Origin of the sequence: Longimicrobium sp., from assembly GCA_036389135.1 — a bacterium.
Classification (GTDB): Bacteria; Gemmatimonadota; Gemmatimonadetes; order Longimicrobiales; family Longimicrobiaceae; genus Longimicrobium.
Genome location: DASVQP010000050.1, coordinates 22,498 through 37,761 on the forward strand (window position 1 = coordinate 22,498; position 15,264 = coordinate 37,761).

Annotated in this window: 16 protein-coding genes and 2 tRNA genes; 11 read left to right on the forward strand and 7 right to left on the reverse strand. The window is 69.4% G+C overall.

Annotated features, from left to right (window positions below; all coding sequences use genetic code 11):
• Nucleotides 1-52: 52 nt before the first annotated feature.
• On the forward strand, nt 53-901 hold the full coding sequence (locus tag VF584_12550) for a hypothetical protein (GenBank protein ID HEX8210996.1): 849 nt from the start codon (nt 53-55) through the stop codon (nt 899-901).
• 102 nt (nt 902-1,003) lie between these two features.
• Nucleotides 1,004-2,263 carry a hypothetical protein gene (locus tag VF584_12555; protein ID HEX8210997.1) on the forward strand — a complete coding sequence of 420 codons (1,260 nt, stop codon included), beginning with the start codon at nt 1,004-1,006 and terminating at the stop codon, nt 2,261-2,263.
• Between the two features lie 6 nt (nt 2,264-2,269).
• Here the strand turns inward: VF584_12555 and VF584_12560 are convergent, their stop codons facing one another.
• The 6 genes from VF584_12560 to VF584_12585 all read right to left on the reverse strand — a co-directional run bounded on the left by VF584_12560 (nt 2,270) and on the right by VF584_12585 (nt 5,997).
• Nucleotides 2,270-3,592 (reverse strand): hypothetical protein, encoded by a 1,323-nt coding sequence (locus VF584_12560; protein ID HEX8210998.1) that lies wholly within the window; start codon nt 3,590-3,592, stop codon nt 2,270-2,272.
• A gap of 75 nt (nt 3,593-3,667) precedes the next feature.
• Nucleotides 3,668-4,306, reverse strand: coding sequence for an RluA family pseudouridine synthase (locus VF584_12565; GenBank protein HEX8210999.1), 639 nt, complete (start codon nt 4,304-4,306; stop codon nt 3,668-3,670).
• Between the two features lie 102 nt (nt 4,307-4,408).
• Complete coding sequence (locus VF584_12570; GenBank protein ID HEX8211000.1) at nt 4,409-5,017, reverse strand: HNH endonuclease; 609 nt, start codon at nt 5,015-5,017, stop codon at nt 4,409-4,411.
• Nucleotides 5,018-5,413: 396 nt separating this feature from the next.
• Nucleotides 5,414-5,487, reverse strand: a tRNA-Asp gene (locus VF584_12575).
• Nucleotides 5,488-5,539: 52 nt separating this feature from the next.
• Nucleotides 5,540-5,806, reverse strand: coding sequence for a hypothetical protein (locus VF584_12580; protein ID HEX8211001.1), 267 nt, complete (start codon nt 5,804-5,806; stop codon nt 5,540-5,542).
• 116 nt (nt 5,807-5,922) lie between these two features.
• Nucleotides 5,923-5,997: transfer RNA gene (locus tag VF584_12585), tRNA-Arg, on the reverse strand.
• A gap of 522 nt (nt 5,998-6,519) precedes the next feature.
• On the opposite strand from VF584_12585, the gene VF584_12590 reads away from it, so the two are divergent.
• Genes VF584_12590 through VF584_12600 form a run of 3 tightly spaced genes read left to right on the forward strand, consistent with a single transcriptional unit; the run spans nt 6,520 to nt 9,718 of the window.
• Complete coding sequence (locus VF584_12590) at nt 6,520-8,190, forward strand: glycosyltransferase family 39 protein (protein ID HEX8211002.1); 1,671 nt, start codon at nt 6,520-6,522, stop codon at nt 8,188-8,190.
• Complete coding sequence (locus VF584_12595) at nt 8,187-8,927, forward strand: methyltransferase (GenBank protein ID HEX8211003.1); 741 nt, start codon at nt 8,187-8,189, stop codon at nt 8,925-8,927. Before VF584_12590 ends, VF584_12595 begins: the two co-directional genes overlap by 4 nt.
• Nucleotides 8,924-9,718 carry a glycosyltransferase family 2 protein gene (locus VF584_12600; GenBank protein HEX8211004.1) on the forward strand — a complete coding sequence of 265 codons (795 nt, stop codon included), beginning with the start codon at nt 8,924-8,926 and terminating at the stop codon, nt 9,716-9,718. The genes VF584_12595 and VF584_12600 overlap by 4 nt, the downstream gene beginning before the upstream one ends.
• A 7-nt stretch (nt 9,719-9,725) precedes the next feature.
• On the opposite strand, the gene VF584_12605 is transcribed toward VF584_12600, so the two are convergent.
• Nucleotides 9,726-10,295, reverse strand: coding sequence for a nucleoside deaminase (locus VF584_12605; protein HEX8211005.1), 570 nt, complete (start codon nt 10,293-10,295; stop codon nt 9,726-9,728).
• A 282-nt stretch (nt 10,296-10,577) separates the two neighbouring features.
• On the opposite strand from VF584_12605, the gene VF584_12610 reads away from it, so the two are divergent.
• From VF584_12610 to VF584_12635, 6 genes are all read left to right on the forward strand, one after another.
• Nucleotides 10,578-12,653: a xanthine dehydrogenase family protein molybdopterin-binding subunit gene (locus VF584_12610; GenBank protein HEX8211006.1), complete on the forward strand. Its 2,076-nt coding sequence runs from the start codon at nt 10,578-10,580 to the stop codon at nt 12,651-12,653.
• A complete protein-coding gene (locus tag VF584_12615) occupies nt 12,638-13,066 on the forward strand; it encodes a (2Fe-2S)-binding protein (protein ID HEX8211007.1) in 429 nt (142 codons plus the stop codon). Before VF584_12610 ends, VF584_12615 begins: the two co-directional genes overlap by 16 nt.
• On the forward strand, nt 13,063-13,881 hold the full coding sequence (locus VF584_12620) for an FAD binding domain-containing protein (protein HEX8211008.1): 819 nt from the start codon (nt 13,063-13,065) through the stop codon (nt 13,879-13,881). Before VF584_12615 ends, VF584_12620 begins: the two co-directional genes overlap by 4 nt.
• A 183-nt stretch (nt 13,882-14,064) precedes the next feature.
• Nucleotides 14,065-14,274: a hypothetical protein gene (locus VF584_12625; protein ID HEX8211009.1), complete on the forward strand. Its 210-nt coding sequence runs from the start codon at nt 14,065-14,067 to the stop codon at nt 14,272-14,274.
• 3 nt (nt 14,275-14,277) lie between these two features.
• Complete coding sequence (locus tag VF584_12630; protein ID HEX8211010.1) at nt 14,278-14,613, forward strand: type II toxin-antitoxin system PemK/MazF family toxin; 336 nt, start codon at nt 14,278-14,280, stop codon at nt 14,611-14,613.
• Between the two features lie 128 nt (nt 14,614-14,741).
• On the forward strand, nt 14,742-14,918 hold the full coding sequence (locus VF584_12635; GenBank protein ID HEX8211011.1) for a hypothetical protein: 177 nt from the start codon (nt 14,742-14,744) through the stop codon (nt 14,916-14,918).
• Nucleotides 14,919-15,264 lie beyond the last annotated feature (346 nt).

Sequence of the window (15,264 nt, forward strand, 5' to 3'; positions counted from 1 at the left end):
AGACCCATCGCACCCCCGCATTCATCATCCTCCCTCGAAGCACAATACCTTTATGATGCGGCAACTCCTCGCAGCGGCTGCTGTTCTCGCCCTGCTCGACACGGCGGCTCCGGCTCAACAGCTCCCTCGCACACCCGCGCCGGGGAGCTCGGAGCGCCGGGCCATCCTCGACGCCCTACGGCCTTCGGTGGACCGGGCGATCGGTGAAAGCGTGATCTTCGCGGATGTCCACGTCGCGGTGGAAGACGGGTGGGCATACGTCCGCGCAATGCCATACAGGCTGGAGAGGGCACACGGCGACACCTTCCGGGTTCTGGCTACCCCCGACGCTACCGATCCGTACGTGTACGGATTGTTGCGAGATGAGGGCGGCTGGAAGGTGGCCGAAGCCGTGACGGGCGTAGCTCGCAAGGCGACGCCATACACCGCGTGGGCTACACGGCACAGCGTGCCCGTCAGATTGTTCATGCGCGACCCGGATGCGGTTTCCCTGGAAGCGGCAATGCGGGAGTACATCAATGCTTTCGCTGCAGGCGATCCGCAGCGGTTCCTGGCCCTTCTCCCAAGAACATCGCCGATTCGATGGTTCAACACCTTTGTCGATGACACCATCGGAAGCTCCGACACCCGGTCGGAACTGGCTGAGAGCTTCAGGAAGAAAGACGAGGTGTACCATGAATTGTTCACCGGGTTCGAGGACGGAGGCACCGAAAAATTATACGACTTTTATGCGGAGCATTTTCAGGGCGCAGACAAGCCGGCGATGTGGCGGCGCTACAGTGATACCATCTTCGTTGATCCAACGTATTTGGCAAGCAATACGAGAAGCGGAATCTACGTAAAGTGGAAAAAAGAAGGAGGGCGGTGGGTGGTCGTACAGATCGGATACGTAAGCGCTTGATACGGACCGCTGGAAACAGCTGAAGACGGCGTTAGCTAGTTCGTGGGACAAACCCGAAGTGCCCTCTTCCCCGGTGCCACGATGGCTATGCAGCACTACTCCGTGAATGATCTTCGCCTCCTCGTCCCTGCCCTGCTCGTCGCACTGGCGGCCGCTCCCGCCGCGGCACGGAGCGCCGATGCGGGGCAGGCGCGGTTCGCCTCCATCGTCGCCGGCACAGGCCGAACCTGCGGCATCGACGCGGTGGGCGGCGTGGCGTGCTGGGGGCAGGATTCAGATGGCTACTCCCGCGTCTCTCTGCTGGGGGTGGGGGAGCGGGAGATGGAGAGGTGCACCGCCTACGACCAGACGCGCCCGTGCAGCCGCGTCCCGCTGCGGGTGGCGGTGCCGGCGCCGGTGAAAGCGCTGGCGGTGGGGAACGCCCATACCTGCGCCCTTGCCACGGATGGCCGCGTCTTCTGCTGGGGAGAGAACCGGCTGGGGAGCCTGGGAGCGCCCGCCAACGTGGCGCGGGGGTCCGGCACGCCGCGGCTCATGGCGACCCCGCTGCGCTTCACCGCGATCTCGGGGTGGAGCGGGACGACGTGTGGAGTGGCGACCGACGGCGTGGCGTACTGCTGGGGGGTCAACGACCACGGGCAGGGAGGGATGGGCGCGCGGCCGTGCGGCATGTACCCGTGCAACCGGACGCCGACCGCGGTGGGCGGCCCGGTGCGCTTCACCCGGGTGAGCGCGGGCGAATACCTCACCTGCGGCGTGGCAAGGGACGGTGCCGCGTACTGCTGGGGGATCCAGGCGGGCGACACCGCGTCGGGCGGAGAGGCGGGGCGCGGCAGCGGCCGTCCGGTGCGGCTGGATCTGCCGGAGCCGGTGGTGGATGTGTCGGTGGGCTCCATGCACGCGTGTGCGCTGGGCAGGAGCGGCCGGGCGTACTGCTGGGGCGAGGGCGACTTCGGGGACCTGGGGGACGGCACCACCGGCACCCGCACCACCGCCGCGCGGGTGGAAGGGGATCATCGCTTCACGGCGCTGAGCGCGGGTGCGCGCGTGTCGTGCGGGCTCACCGCGGAAGGCGCGCTCTGGTGCTGGGGCCGCAACAACTGGGGCCAGCTCGGCACCGGGCGAACGGACATGCAGCCTCACCCCACGCCGGTGCGGGTGCCGGGCGACACCCGCTTCCGCACCGTGGCGGTGCACGAGGCGGTGTGCGCTACGAATGCCGAAGGGCGGGGCTGGTGCTGGGGAGCCAACGGCTGGGGCCAGGGCGGCACCGGACCCGTCGACGGCGAGACGCCGTGCCTGTCGTCGCTGGCGCGCGGGCACTGCTCTCCCACGCCGCGGCCGGTGCGGGAGCCCAGGTAGCCCGACTCATCCTGGCTGCCGCACTTCCAGCACGTGGTGAAACGATCGGCTCGCCAGCTCTTCCCCCGTCAGCCCGGTGAGCGTGCGCACCTCTTCATCCGTAAACGCCCCTGACGCGATGCCGCGGAGGAAGTAGTTGAGCAGCGCCTGCCCCGCGTGCGGGTCGTCGAACGAGTCGCCGGCCTGCGCGGCTTTGGCGAGGAGGGAGCGGAGTCGGGCGGCGGCGGCATCGCGGCCGGCGAGGAAGAAGGCGAAGACCGCGGCGAAGCGCGTGGGAAGCTGCGCCGGGTGCAGGTCCCAGCCCTGGTAGTAGCCGTGGATGAGCGAGTGCTGCACGTCCTCGAAGTGCATCCGCCAGGCGCGGTGGACGGCGGCGCGGTTTTCGTCGCGCTCGGCGTCGGCGGTGGGGCGCTCGTGGACGGGGACTGGGAGGACGGCGGTGGAGCCGTCCGAGAGCCAGATGCCCGTGCCCGCGAACGCCACCTGCATCACGTGGCGCGCGAAGTCGCACGCCCGGTGGCGCATCCGCTGGTGCGCGGCGGTGATGCCGAGACCCGATGTGTAGTCGTAGGTGCCGAAGTGTGCCGCCGTCAGGCGCCCGCGCGCGGCATCCAGGAAGGCGGGGAGCGGGGTGCGCCCATCCGCGCCGAGGACGGCCTGCGGGACCTCCACCATCAGCTCGAAGCGGAGCGCGCCGTCGGCCAAGTCCAGCCGGGTCTCCAGCATCTCCAGCACGTCGGCGAAGAAGGCGGCCTGCTCCGGAATGGTGACTTTGGGCACAGTGAGGATGAAACCCTCCGGCATGCGTCCGCCCGTGCGCTCCAGCAGCCGCGTGAGGAAGAGGTCCAGCGTGCGGATGCTGCGCGGGCGTAGCTCCTCGTTGAGCGCCTTCAGCCGCAGCCCGATGTACGCGGGGAGCGTCCCGGCCTCCATCCCCCGCGCCATCTCGTCGGCGGCGGCGAGGGCGGTGGCGTCCTCCTCGTCGTCAGGCGGGTAGCCGTAGCCGTCCTCGAAGTCCACGCGGAAGTCCTCCACCGGCTCGCGCTCCAGCTTCTCGATCACCCGCGCGTACAGCGCCTCGTCCGCGGCGATGCCGACGGCGTGGGCGAAGTCGTGCGCGCTGGGCGCGTACTCGCGCAACGCTTCGAGGGCGATGCGGCCGTGCTCGGTGGCGGCATCGTGGCGGAAGTGCTGGGCGCCCTGGTAGACCGTGTGCACCGGCTGCCGCTGCGCCGTCTCGCCGGTGTAGCGTGCGGCGAAGGCGAGGTTCGCGGGGCGTAGCCGGGCCGCGGCGGATTCCAGCTCGGCGGGGTCGAGTGAGCGGTTCATTTTCTTTCGGTGTCTGGGGCGAAGCGGGATAGTACCGGCCGCGGACCCGCCGCGCCATCGCCTACGCCGGCCGAGTCAGGCGAGGGATTCGAGGAGCGCGGCCATGTCGGGCGGGAGCGGGCACTCGACGCTGATGGGCGCGCCGGTGCTCGGGTCGTTGAAGACGAGGCGAGCGGCGTGCAGCGCCTGGCGGCCGATCAGCTCCAGGCCGGCGCGGCCGTACCATCGGTCGCCGAGAACCGGGTGCCCAAGATGCATCATGTGGACACGGATCTGGTGAGTGCGCCCGGTCTCCAGCACCAGCTCGACCAGCGCGGCGTCCCGCAGCCGGCGCAGGGTGTGGAAGCGGGTGCGCGCGGGCTGGGCCTCCGGCCGCACGGCGCGCAACGGTGGGTCGTCAGGATCACGTCCGATGGGCGCGTCGACGATGCCCGCGTCCGGCGGATGGCCGCGGACGAGCGCAAGGTAGCGGCGCTCGGGTGGGTGCCGCGCGAAGTGCCGGTGCACCTCCGGCCTGCGCGCCACCAGCACGAGCCCCGAGGTGTCGCGATCCAGGCGGCCGACGAGGTGCACGGGGCCGGGCTCGCGCTCCGCGATCCAGTCCGCCAGCGTCCCGCCGCCCCCGGCCGTGACCGGATGCACCAGCATCCCCGCGGGCTTGGAGACGACCCAGAGGGAATCTGTGCGGTGCCGAACGAGCGGTTCCGTATCCATGATCTGCGGCTGGTGACCCACGCGAGGTTCCATGGAAGGTACGTTGCAGAGCGAGCGGAGGCACGGAGAACTTCCTCCGTGCCTCCGCTCGTGTCCCCGCCGTCACCCGAGCGCATCGGCCGCGGCGGCGCCAAAGAACTCGGTGACGTACTTGCGCTGCAGCGGGGTGAGCGCGCGCACCGCCCACTCCAGGTGGACGAAGTGCGGCTCGGCGGGCGTGATCCGCAGCCGGAGCCCGGTCGCGCGGGTGAACTGTGCCAGCGACAGGTTCCCCTTGCGCCCGTTGCAGCTGCTGCACGCGGTTGCGACGTTGGTCCACGTGTTCGGATCGCCGCCGTGTTCCTTGAACCACTGCTGCGGAACGATGTGGTCGCGTGTCAGGAACTCGCGGCTCCGCAGCTCCGACCGGTGGCGGCCGCAGTAGCTGCACCGGTAGCCGTCGCGGGCCAGGAGCAGGAGGTTCGACACGCCGCGGCGCAGCTTCCGCGGCACGTGCACGTACCGCGCGAGGCGGATGACGGCCGGGAACGGGAGCTCGGTCCCGGCGGAGCGCAGCGGGCGCGCGGGGTCGGCCTCCACGAGCTCGGCGCGCCGCTCCAGCACCAGGCGGACCGCGCGCGCCGCCGGGATCACCGCGAGCGGCTCGAACGACGCGTTCAGCGCAAGGCATCCGCGCCGGGTGGAGGGCGGAGTGAGGGCAGTGGTGGTCATGGGTCTGGATCGCAGTGCGTTAGTGCGAAAAAAAGTGCCAAGTGCCAAGTGCCAAGTCCTGAGCCCAGTGTGCCCCCCCATTCGTCATCCTGAGAGAGCCGCCCGGCCGAGCGCAGCCGTGCGCCCATACTTCTGCGGTGATCGAAGGATCTAGCCGGCGAGGCAAGAGGACGGCGGGTAACGGCGAGCCTCTCGACACGCGCAGTAGATCCTTCGCTCCGCGCCACAGGTTGGTGGACGGACGAGGTCAGCGTGGCGCGTGCTCAGGATGACAAACGATGCGGCGGTTCTCGAGCCGGCTTCAGCCGCCTTCCCGTCGTTCCAGCCGGGGGATTCATCCCCCGGCGCGCGCGGACGGGCATGGCGCACCAACGCACTCACGCACTTCTGTTCCAGCGAGGCGTGTGGGATTCGAACCCACGATCTCCGGCGAGACAGGCCGGCGCCTTGAGCCACTTGGCTAACGCCCCAGAGTTTCGATGGCAGGGGAGGGACGTGTGTCTCCTCCCCCGCCCTTCGGCTTCAGCCTTCCCGCTCCTCGGCGCGGATGAGCGCTTCGATGAAGGCGTCCGGGCTCACACCCGGCGGCAGCGTGGTGATGCCGGTGAAGCCATTTTCCGCGGTGATGATGGACTCGTCCTCGCGGATGGACCCGCCGCGGACCTGGTCGATCCCGCCGTTGGTCCACGTCTTCTCTTCCTGCTTCTGATCGCGCTCGCTGATCGGCTCGATGCAGAAGCGGCGGCCGGTGCGCGGATCGTGGTAGAAGTAGCGTCCCGTGTTGCTCATGTGGTCCCGTGGTGTTCGAGTGCGCGTGGTCGATCGGTCCCGTGCCGCCGCGCTCAGCCTCGTGCGGAGCGGGCGATGCTCGTTTGTCCATGATGCACCTTCCTGTTCGGGTAAAGTGCGCTCGGAGAGATTCGAACTCCCGACCCCCGGATTCGTAATCCGGTGCTCTGTTCCAGCTGAGCTACGAGCGCGTGTCGTCACCAAAGAAAAAGCGCCCCGCCTTCCCGATTGCGTTCGGGAAGGCGGGGCGCCTGGTCTGGCGCCGCATTGGCCGTGGCAGGCCTACGAGCGCCCTACTCCGGCCACCTCCCGAACGTGATACCGTAATCCAAACCCCGTCGCGAGTCTCGCGCATGGCCGAGCCCCGGCTTCATCGCCGCTTCGCACGGCGCGGCCAGGCTGCGCAGACGGATCTGCGCGGATGAGTGCGTCGTGAGGGCAAAGCTCGCGGTCATGGCTCGGTCTTCCGGCTCGTTCTGTGATCGGCGCAAAGGGTACAACGCAAAAAGGGAATCGCATCCACGGCCTCCTTGCTGGAGGACCGGGCGGCCCGGTGAAGGGCTGCCAAAGGGACGCGACTCCCGAGCGACGAGTTTAGCTGGAGCCCGCGAAGCTGTCAAGACGCGCGGCGGCGGATGGGCGTCTGTCCGGCGCTCCCCCGCGTCGTTACCTTTTCGGCTTCCGGCGCTCCCCCGCAGAAGTACCCCACGTCTATGCCTCGACGCCGCACCGCGCCGCAGACCAGCACCGCCGCGCCCGAAACTGCCTCCGCGCCTCCGAGGGCGAAGCGGAAGCCGCGCGCGTGGCAGATCGCGCTCGGGCTGGCGGCGCTGAACCTGGTGCTGGTGCTGCTCGCATTCGAGCCCACGCCGCACACCGGCGGCGACAACGGAGCATACTACGCCCTCGCGCGCTCGCTGGCCGAGGGCCAGGGATACCTGGAGCTGTGGGACCCGGCGCGCCGGCCGCACGCGCAATATCCTCCGGTCTTTCCCGCCATCCTCGCGGCGGCGATGAAGCTGGGAGTGAGCTCGTGGGCCGGGTTCAAGCTGATCGTGGCGCTGTTCGCGGCTGCCGCCGTCGCGCTCTCGTACCTCTGGGTCCGGCGCACCAGCACGCCGGGCGTGGCGCTCGCATCGGGGGTGCTGGTGGCGCTGTGCCCCGGGGTGATCCTGTACGCGCACTACGAGCTGTCGGACGTGCCGTTCTGGGCGTTCACCATGCTCGCGCTGTGGGCCTTCTCGCACCTGGACCCCCGCTCGCCCGTCGCGCCCGACATGAAGCGGACGGGCGATACCGGGTGGGTGGCGGTGGCGGTCGTGGGGGCAGGGCTGGCGCACTTCACCCGCTCCGCCGGGCTGCCGCTGCTGGTGGCGGCGGCCGTGTGGCTGGCGGCGGCGCGGCGATGGAAGGCGCTCGCGGCTCTCGCGGCCACGGTCGGTCCCCTGATTATCGTGTGGGGGGTGCGCGGCGCGCGGCTGGGTTCGACCGGCTACCTTGGCGCTTTCCGGTACGTGAATCCGTACCAGCCCTCGCTCGGCACGGTGGGGCCCCTGGACCTGCTCGAGCGCATCGCGGACAACGGCGGACGCTACCTCGGCACCCTCGAGGGCGTCCTGCTCCTGGGCACACCCGACGCGGGGTTCCTGTTTGGTGCCGTGGTGACGGCGCTGGCGATCGCGGGGTGGGCGCGGGCGGCGCGGCGGCCAGGGGTGGCCGAGCTGTGGGTGCCGATGTACGTGGGACTGCTGCTCCTGTGGCCGCCCACCTGGGCCGGCGACCGCTTCCTGATCCCCTTTCTGCCGCTGGCGCTGCGCTACGGCGGCGAAGCCGTGCGAGACCTCGCGGCGCTATGGAGCGCGGCGCGGTGGCCCGCCGCCCTGGCCGCGGGTGCGATGGGCGCGGCGATGCTTCCTTCGCTCGCCGGCGAGGTGCGGTTCGGGGCGTTGTGCCGGGCGGATGCGGTGGCGGGGCGAACGTACAGCTGCATCCAACAGCCGTGGCGCGACTTCTTCATCCTCGCTCGAGACCTGCGGGGGAAGCTGCCGGCGGGCTCGGCCGTCATCAACCGCAAGCCGACGCTGTTCTACGCCCTCTCCGGCTACCCGGGGCGCATGTACCCGCTGGCCGTGGCTCCGCCCGACACCTTCTTCCGCGCGGCGCAGGAGGTGAAGGCGTCGTACGTGGTGATCGACCAGATCGAGGACCTGGCGCCCATCTACCTGCACCCGGTGCTGCTGGCGCACCGCGACGACTTCTGCGTGGTCGGCCCGGTGTCGCGCGACAACGCCGCACTCGCCCGCATCGTGCCCGGCGGCCCGCCCCGCGCCGCCGCTGCGCCGCCCAACGCCTTCCGCTCCTGCGGCCTGCTTCCCCAGCGATGAACGACACGGCGCCGAACGACGGATCGGCCGGCTTCCGCTACGCGAGCGCCGAGCTTGACTCCATGGCGGAGGCAAAGAACTACTACCGGTGGATCGCGGCCCGCTTCGCGCCCCACCTGGGGAGCCACGCGGTGGAGGTGGGCGCGGGGATCGGCACCTTCTCCCAGCACCTGCTGCGCGCGGCGCCGCACGCCCGGCTCACGCTGGTGGAGCCGGCCGAGAACAACTTCGCCGTGCTGCGCGAGCGGGCGGCGGGGGAGGCGCGCGTGAGCGTGCGGCACGGCTACCTGGACGCGGATGCGCCCGAGCGCGGCGCCAGCAGCGTGGTCGCCGTCAACGTGCTGGAGCACGTGGAGGACGACGACGCCTTCCTTCGCGCCGCGAGCCGCGTGCTCGCGCCCGGCGGCCGGCTTCTTCTCTTCGTCCCCGCCCTCCCGGCCATCTACGGCACGCTGGACGCGGCGTTAGAGCACTTCCGCCGCTACACGCGCCCCGGGCTCCGCAGCAAGGTGACCGGGGCGGGGTTCGGGGTGGACGAGCTCCACTACGTCAATCTTCCCGGTGTGCTGGCGTGGTGGGCCAGCGGCGTTCTCCTGCGCAGGCGCACCGTCACCCCCCGCGACGCACGCCTGTACGACCGATGGGCAATCCCGCTGATCCGTGCCCTGGAAAGCCGCTGGCACCCGCCGCTGGGGCAGAGCCTGCTCCTGGTGGCGACGCACAGGGAGGAGCCGTGAGCGAGATCCTCCTCTCCGTCGTCGTCCCCGTGTACAACGAGGCGGGCGCGGTGCGCGCATCGCTGGAACGCCTCCGCGCCGTCCCGCTGCGCATGGAGGTGATCTGCGTTGACGATGCGTCCACCGACGGCTCGTCGGAGATCGTGGCGGAGATGCACCGCGAGGGGGTGATCGACGTGCTCGTGACGCACCCGCGCAACCGCGGCAAGGGCGCGGCCGTGCGCGCCGGGTTCGAGCATGCAGGCGGCGACGTGGTGGTCATCCACGACGCGGACCTGGAGTACGACCCCTTCGAGCTCCCGCGCCTCCTGGAGCCGATCGCCGACGGACGCGCCGACGCGGTGTTCGGGAGCCGCTTCCTGGGGAGCCCGCGCCGGGTGCTCTACTTCTGGCACCGCGTAGGGAACGGGTTGGTGACCCTCCTCTCCAACATGCTCACGGACCTGAACCTCACCGACGTGGAGACGTGCTACAAGATGGCGCGCACGGACCTGGTGAGGACCCTCCCGCTCCGCTCCACCCGCTTCGGCATCGAGGTGGAGCTGACGGCGCGCCTCGCGCAGTCGCGTGCGCGCATCTACGAGGTGCCCATCAGCTACGCCGGCCGCACCTACTCGGAGGGGAAGAAGATCGACTGGAAGGACGGAGTGGCCGCGGTCTGGCACATCCTGCGCTTCAACATCTCGCGCGCTGGAACGCCAGTGTACACGTCGCCCGCCGGCCCGGGGCATCGCCTGCCCCATCCACATCCGCGAGCCGCGGAGTCGACGAGACGCGCGGGCCCGCGTTGAAGGCGATTCATCCGTTGTAGATGACGCCTTTCCCGGCGCGGTACATCTCCAGCACCGCGTTGGCCTCTTCGCGCAGCACGCCGTGCACGAATTCGATGCCGCGCGCCTCCAGGTACGCGTACGACTCGGGGAAGACGGGGCCCTCGTCGAAGTTGAGGCGGCGCGCGTCGTCGCGGTGCGCGCCGCAAAGCACGCGGCGCACACCGCTCCACAGCGTGGCGCCCAGGCACATGGCGCACGGCTCACACGAGGTGGCGAGCTCGTAAACGGTGCCGCCATCGGAGCGCATCGAAAACGACTGGAGCCGCGACTGGGCCATCATGAACGCCACCATCTCGCCATGGAGCGTGCAGTTGTTCAGCCGCACCACGCTGTTCATCCCCACCGCCACCAGCACGCCCGTCCCCTGCTCGATGATGGCCGCGCCGAACGGGCCACCCGTGCCGTGCACCACGTTCGCGCGCGAGACGTCGATGGCGAGACGCATCTTCTCCTCGTCGGTCGTGTAGCGGCGGTCCCAGTCGACGGTGCTCTCGACCCAGTCTGGATACTCGATGTGGATGGGCGGGATGCGCATGAGGCTGCCGGGCGAAGAGGTGGCGGATGAGCGGACCTTCCAACCATAGCCCGCGAAAAGGCGAACAGCAATCTCACACAGAGCCGCAGAGGAGAACCGAAAGGTGAAAGACGGAAAGAACTTCTTATCCGTTCTTGTAGTTCCCTCCGTGGCTCTGTGTGAGGCCCGCTGTTGCCGTACGGGAAAAAACAGCTATTTGTACCACAGCACGCCCACCGCCCTTTCTACACACAGGCTCGCATGACCCCAGCCGTCGGCCGGAGCGTATCGCGCAAAGACGGGATGGCCAAGACGACCGGCGCCGCCCGGTACGTGGACGACCTCACCTTCCCCGGGATGATCTACGGGCGGACGATCCGCTCCACGATCGCAAAGGGACGCATCCGCTCCATCAGCCTGGACTTCGATCCGGCGGGCTTCACCATCGTCGACTACCGCGACATCCCCGGGCCGCGCTGCAACTTCGTGGCGCTCATCGAGGACGACCAGCCGTTCCTGGTGGCGGAGGAGATCAACCACTTCGCCGAGCCCATCCTCCTCCTGGCCCACGAGGACCGCGAGCGGCTGATGGCGGCCGAGGTGCGCATCGAGTACGACACCGAGGAGCCCGTGCTCGACCCCGAGCAGTCGCCCACCGTCTTCAAGACGATCCGCATCCGCAAGGGCGACGTGGCCGCGGCGATGGCGACGGCGGACCGGGTGGTGGAAGGGACGTACCGCACGGGCCACCAGGAGCACGTCTACATCGAGACCAACGGGGTGATCGCCGTTCCCGAGGCGGGCGGGATGACCATCCACGGCTCCATGCAGTGCCCGTACTACGTGCACAAGGCGATCAAGGCGCTCCTGCAGCTCTCCGACGAGCGCGTGCGCGTGGTGCAGACGGAGACGGGCGGCGGGTTCGGGGGGAAGGAGGAGTATCCCAACATCCTGGCCGGGCATGCATCGCTGCTGGCCCGAAAGGCGGGGCGGCCGGTGAAGATGGTGTACGACCGCGTGGAGGACATGATCGCCACCACCAAGCGCCACCCGTCCATCATCCGCCACCGCACGGGCGTAATGAACGACGGGCGCCTGGTCGCCATGGAGATCGACGTGCTGATGGATGGCGGCGCGTACGTCACGCTCAGCCCCGTGGTCCTCTCGCGCGGGTGCATTCACGCGGCGGGGCCGTACCGGTGCGACCACACGCGCATCGACGGCCGCGTGGTGATGACGAACACGCCGCCCAACGGCGCCTTCCGCGGCTTCGGCGCGCCGCAGACGCAGTTCGCCACCGAGGTGCACATGGACCGCATCGCCGAGGCGCTGGGGATGGACCCCGTGCGCCTCCGCGAGCTGAACGCCCTGCGCCCTGGAGACACCAGCGCCACGGGGCAGATCATGGGCGAGGACTGCAGCGCCCTGGAGTCGCTGAAGGCCGGTGTGGAGCGCTCCGATTACCATCGCAAGCGCGCCGAATACGCCGGGAGCAACCGGGGGATCGGCCTGTCGCTCTTCTTCCACGGCTCCGGCTTCACGGGAAGCGGCGAGATCTACCTGTCCTCCAAGGCGACGCTGGAGGCGACGGAGACCGGCGCGCGCATCCGCGTGGCGAGCGTGGAGATGGGCCAGGGAACGCGCACCATGCACGCGCAGATCGTGGCGGACGCGCTCGGCATCCCGTACGAGCAGGTGGACATCGTGCAGCCGGACACGCACCAGGTTCCCGACAGCGGCCCCACCGTCGCGTCGCGCACCTGCATGGTGGTCGGCAGGATCCTGCAGAGGTGCGCGGAGGAGATGCGCGAGACGATCGGCGACATGACGCCCGGCGAGTACATCCGCGAGCACGGCCCGCTCTCCGTCACCAAGCAGTTCCAGAAGCCGGAGGAGATCTCCTGGGACGACACCGAGTACACCGGCGACGCCTACGCCGCGTACGGCTGGGGGTGCGACGTGGCCGAAGTGGAGCTGGACCCGGTCACCTACGAAGTCAAGCCGCTGCGTATGACCATCGTCCACGAGATCGGAAAGGCGATCCACCCCTCGATGGTCGTGGGGCAGATCGAGGGGGGCACGGCGCAGGGCGTGGGCTGGGCGCTCAACGAGAACGTGGTGATGAAGGACGGCGGGATGGCGAACCCCACCCTCACCAACTACACCATCCCCACCACGCTGGACACGCCGCGCATGGACGTCATCGTGCTAGAGAATCCGAGCGGATACGGCCCCTTTGGCGCCAAGGGCGTGGGCGAGATGCCGATCGACGGCCCCGCCCCCGCGCTCGTGAACGCCATCCGCCACATCGGGCTGGACGTGCGCTCGATTCCCGCGATCCCGGAGAGCATCATGGAGGTGGCATGCGCTTCACGCTGAACGGCGCGCCGGCGGAGGTCGACGCGCACCCCATGAAGCGCCTGCTGGACGTCCTTCGCGAGGAGTGCGGCCTCACCGGCACCAAGGAGGGGTGCGGCGAGGGCGAGTGCGGCGCGTGCACCGTGCTGATCGACGGCGAGCCCGTCGTCTCCTGCCTCATCCCCTTCGCCCAGGCGCGCGAGACGGAGGTCGTGACGATCGAGGGGCTCGGCGGCGAGCACCCTTACCAGCGCGCGTTCGCGGAGTTCAGCGGAGCGCAGTGCGGCATCTGCACGCCGGGGATGATCCTGGCGGCCGTGGCGCTCGGCCCGGCGCCGACGCTGGAGGAGGTGCGCACCGGCCTGGCCGGCAACCTGTGCCGCTGCACCGGCTACGAGGCCATCTACCGCGCCATCCACAGCGTGAGCGAATGAAGACCGCCACCACACCGCTCGACCTGCGCGACCCGCGCACGCTGGACGAGGCGCTCGCGATCCTCTCCGATGACGGCCCGCGCACGCCGATCGCCGGGTGCACGGACGTCTTCGTGAACCTGCACTTTGGCACGACGCCGGCGCGGCGCTTCCTCAATCTGTGGGCGCTCGACGAGCTGCGCGGCATCACGGCGGACGGCGTGCTGCGCATCGGCGCGCTGACCACGTACACGGAGCTGATCCGCTCCGACGCCGTGAACGATTGGCTCCCGGCGCTGGTGTCCGCCTCGCGCGAGGTGGGCGGCGCGCAAATCCAGAACCGCGGCACCCTGGCCGGCAACGTCGCAAACGGCTCCCCCGCCGGCGACTCGCTCCCCGTCCTCGCAGTCGCGGACGCCGTCATCGTGCTGCGCAGCACGGCGGGCGAGCGGCGCGTCGCCATCACCGAGCTCTACACCGGCTACCGCGCCACCGTCATCCGCCCCGACGAGCTGATCGTCGCCATCGAGGTCCCGCGCGTCGAGGGCCGGCAGTGGTTCCGAAAGGTGGGGACGCGCGCCGCGCAGGCCATCAGCAAGGTGGTGATGGCGGGCGTCCGCGGCCCCGAGCCGCGCGTCGCCTTCGGCAGCGTGGCCGCCACCGTCGTCCGCGCCCCCGACACCGAGCGCGTCCTTGCGGCTGGCGGCTCCATCGACGACGCGCACCGCGCGCTCACGTCCGAGATCCGCCCTATCGATGACGTTCGCTCCACCGCCGAGTACCGCCTGCGCGTCGCCGGCAACCTCCTCCGCCAGTGGTGGGCGGAGACCGCGTAAGGAGCGGCTGTAGGTCTGTTGCGCGCCGCCGCACGTCGCACAGCGGGTCCCCAGAGTGCGCCTGCCGCCTGGAATCCGCCACCCCGCGAACCGGTTAAGTGGCGCCCCTGGATGAAGTTGTAACGTGTGCTTAGGTTGCTTCTCAAGGACGAGGCAAACACGCTCCTTAGCAAGGTGCAGCCGATGCAGAGACGAGAGCAGACACGAGCCATCGACACGGTGGATGAACTCCGCCTGGAAAGCGGCGGACGCACCCAGATCTTTTCGGAGGAGGAGGCTGCGCTTCGCCGCGCCCGATTCGACGATGAGTGTGCCAAGCTCGATCCCACCGAGGAGCGGGCGCTCGCCGAGGAGGGGCTCGCGGCGGATCTGGCCGACTGGCCGGAGTACTGACCGGTGATCATCCGCCGAGGTGAGATCCGCTGGGCAGAGTTCGATCCGGTCCGTGGTCAGGAGCAGGCCGGCCGACGTCCTGTGCTCGTTCTCAGCCGCGATTCGTTCAACGTGCGCTCCGGAACAGTGATCGCGGTGGCGCTGACGAGCCAGCCTCCACGCGCGGGTTTCCCGCTCAGCCTGCCACTCAAAACGCCGACACTCCCGCGCCCGTCATGGGTCAAGATCAGCCAGGTGCGTGTGCTCGCGGCGGAGCGCATCAGCGACCGGCTGGGCGAAGCGTCCCGACGAGAAATCCAGCTTGTCATCGCTGGACTGAACGAAATTATCGGCGTGTGAGCGCGGCGCGTGACGGAGGTTCTGCGCGTGTCGGCGGCAACGAACCGGATTTCTTTGGCGTAGAAGTGCAGCGATAGCCCTGGTGGCATGTGCGGGAATCATCTCTTACAGCGACGAGGTGTAGCGAGATGGACGAAATCGAACGCTCGAAAGGGAGTGGATCGCCTGCCTTCAAGTCGACGGTGGTGTCGCAGAAGGGCGCAGCGATCCGAGTGGAACGCAGCGAGCTGTCGGACCGCATGAAGCAGAACCTCACTACCGCCGTGAAGAAGCTTGGAATCCCCAGGTCCGGGAGAAACAGTTGAGGTATCCGCGCGCCTCTGATCGCGATCTAGTCTCTGCGGAAGAGGCTGCGCTTCGCAGCGCCTGGTTCGACGAGGAATGCGGGAAGCTCGATCCTACTGAGGAGCGGGCGCTCGCGGAGGAGGGGCTCGCGGCGGATCTGGCGGGCTGGCCGGAGTACCGACCCGTGGGCACCCGAGCGGCGGTGCAAACCGAATGACAGCTAGGCTCACACAGATAGGAGTTACGCAGTTGGTTGTAAGCAGGTAGCTTACAGCTATGAACGCATCCAAGGTGATTGATAGCCACTACATACAGTTCCTGATTGCCAGTCCGCGCATGGTGAGTGGCACGGAAGCCGCCCGCGTG

Coding starts and splice junctions, on each gene's coding strand:
- VF584_12620 (HEX8211008.1), top strand. CDS start 13,063: ATGAAGACCGCCACCACACCGCTCGACCTGCGCGACCCGCGCACGCTG.
- VF584_12625 (HEX8211009.1), top strand. CDS start 14,065: ATGCAGAGACGAGAGCAGACACGAGCCATCGACACGGTGGATGAACTC.
- VF584_12635 (HEX8211011.1), top strand. CDS start 14,742: ATGGACGAAATCGAACGCTCGAAAGGGAGTGGATCGCCTGCCTTCAAG.
- VF584_12610 (HEX8211006.1), top strand. CDS start 10,578: ATGGCCAAGACGACCGGCGCCGCCCGGTACGTGGACGACCTCACCTTC.
- VF584_12595 (HEX8211003.1), top strand. CDS start 8,187: ATGAACGACACGGCGCCGAACGACGGATCGGCCGGCTTCCGCTACGCG.
- VF584_12560 (HEX8210998.1), bottom strand. CDS start 3,592: ATGAACCGCTCACTCGACCCCGCCGAGCTGGAATCCGCCGCGGCCCGG.
- VF584_12590 (HEX8211002.1), top strand. CDS start 6,520: ATGCCTCGACGCCGCACCGCGCCGCAGACCAGCACCGCCGCGCCCGAA.
- VF584_12615 (HEX8211007.1), top strand. CDS start 12,638: ATGCGCTTCACGCTGAACGGCGCGCCGGCGGAGGTCGACGCGCACCCC.
- VF584_12550 (HEX8210996.1), top strand. CDS start 53: ATGATGCGGCAACTCCTCGCAGCGGCTGCTGTTCTCGCCCTGCTCGAC.
- VF584_12570 (HEX8211000.1), bottom strand. CDS start 5,017: ATGACCACCACTGCCCTCACTCCGCCCTCCACCCGGCGCGGATGCCTT.
- VF584_12580 (HEX8211001.1), bottom strand. CDS start 5,806: ATGAGCAACACGGGACGCTACTTCTACCACGATCCGCGCACCGGCCGC.
- VF584_12565 (HEX8210999.1), bottom strand. CDS start 4,306: ATGGATACGGAACCGCTCGTTCGGCACCGCACAGATTCCCTCTGGGTC.
- VF584_12605 (HEX8211005.1), bottom strand. CDS start 10,295: ATGCGCATCCCGCCCATCCACATCGAGTATCCAGACTGGGTCGAGAGC.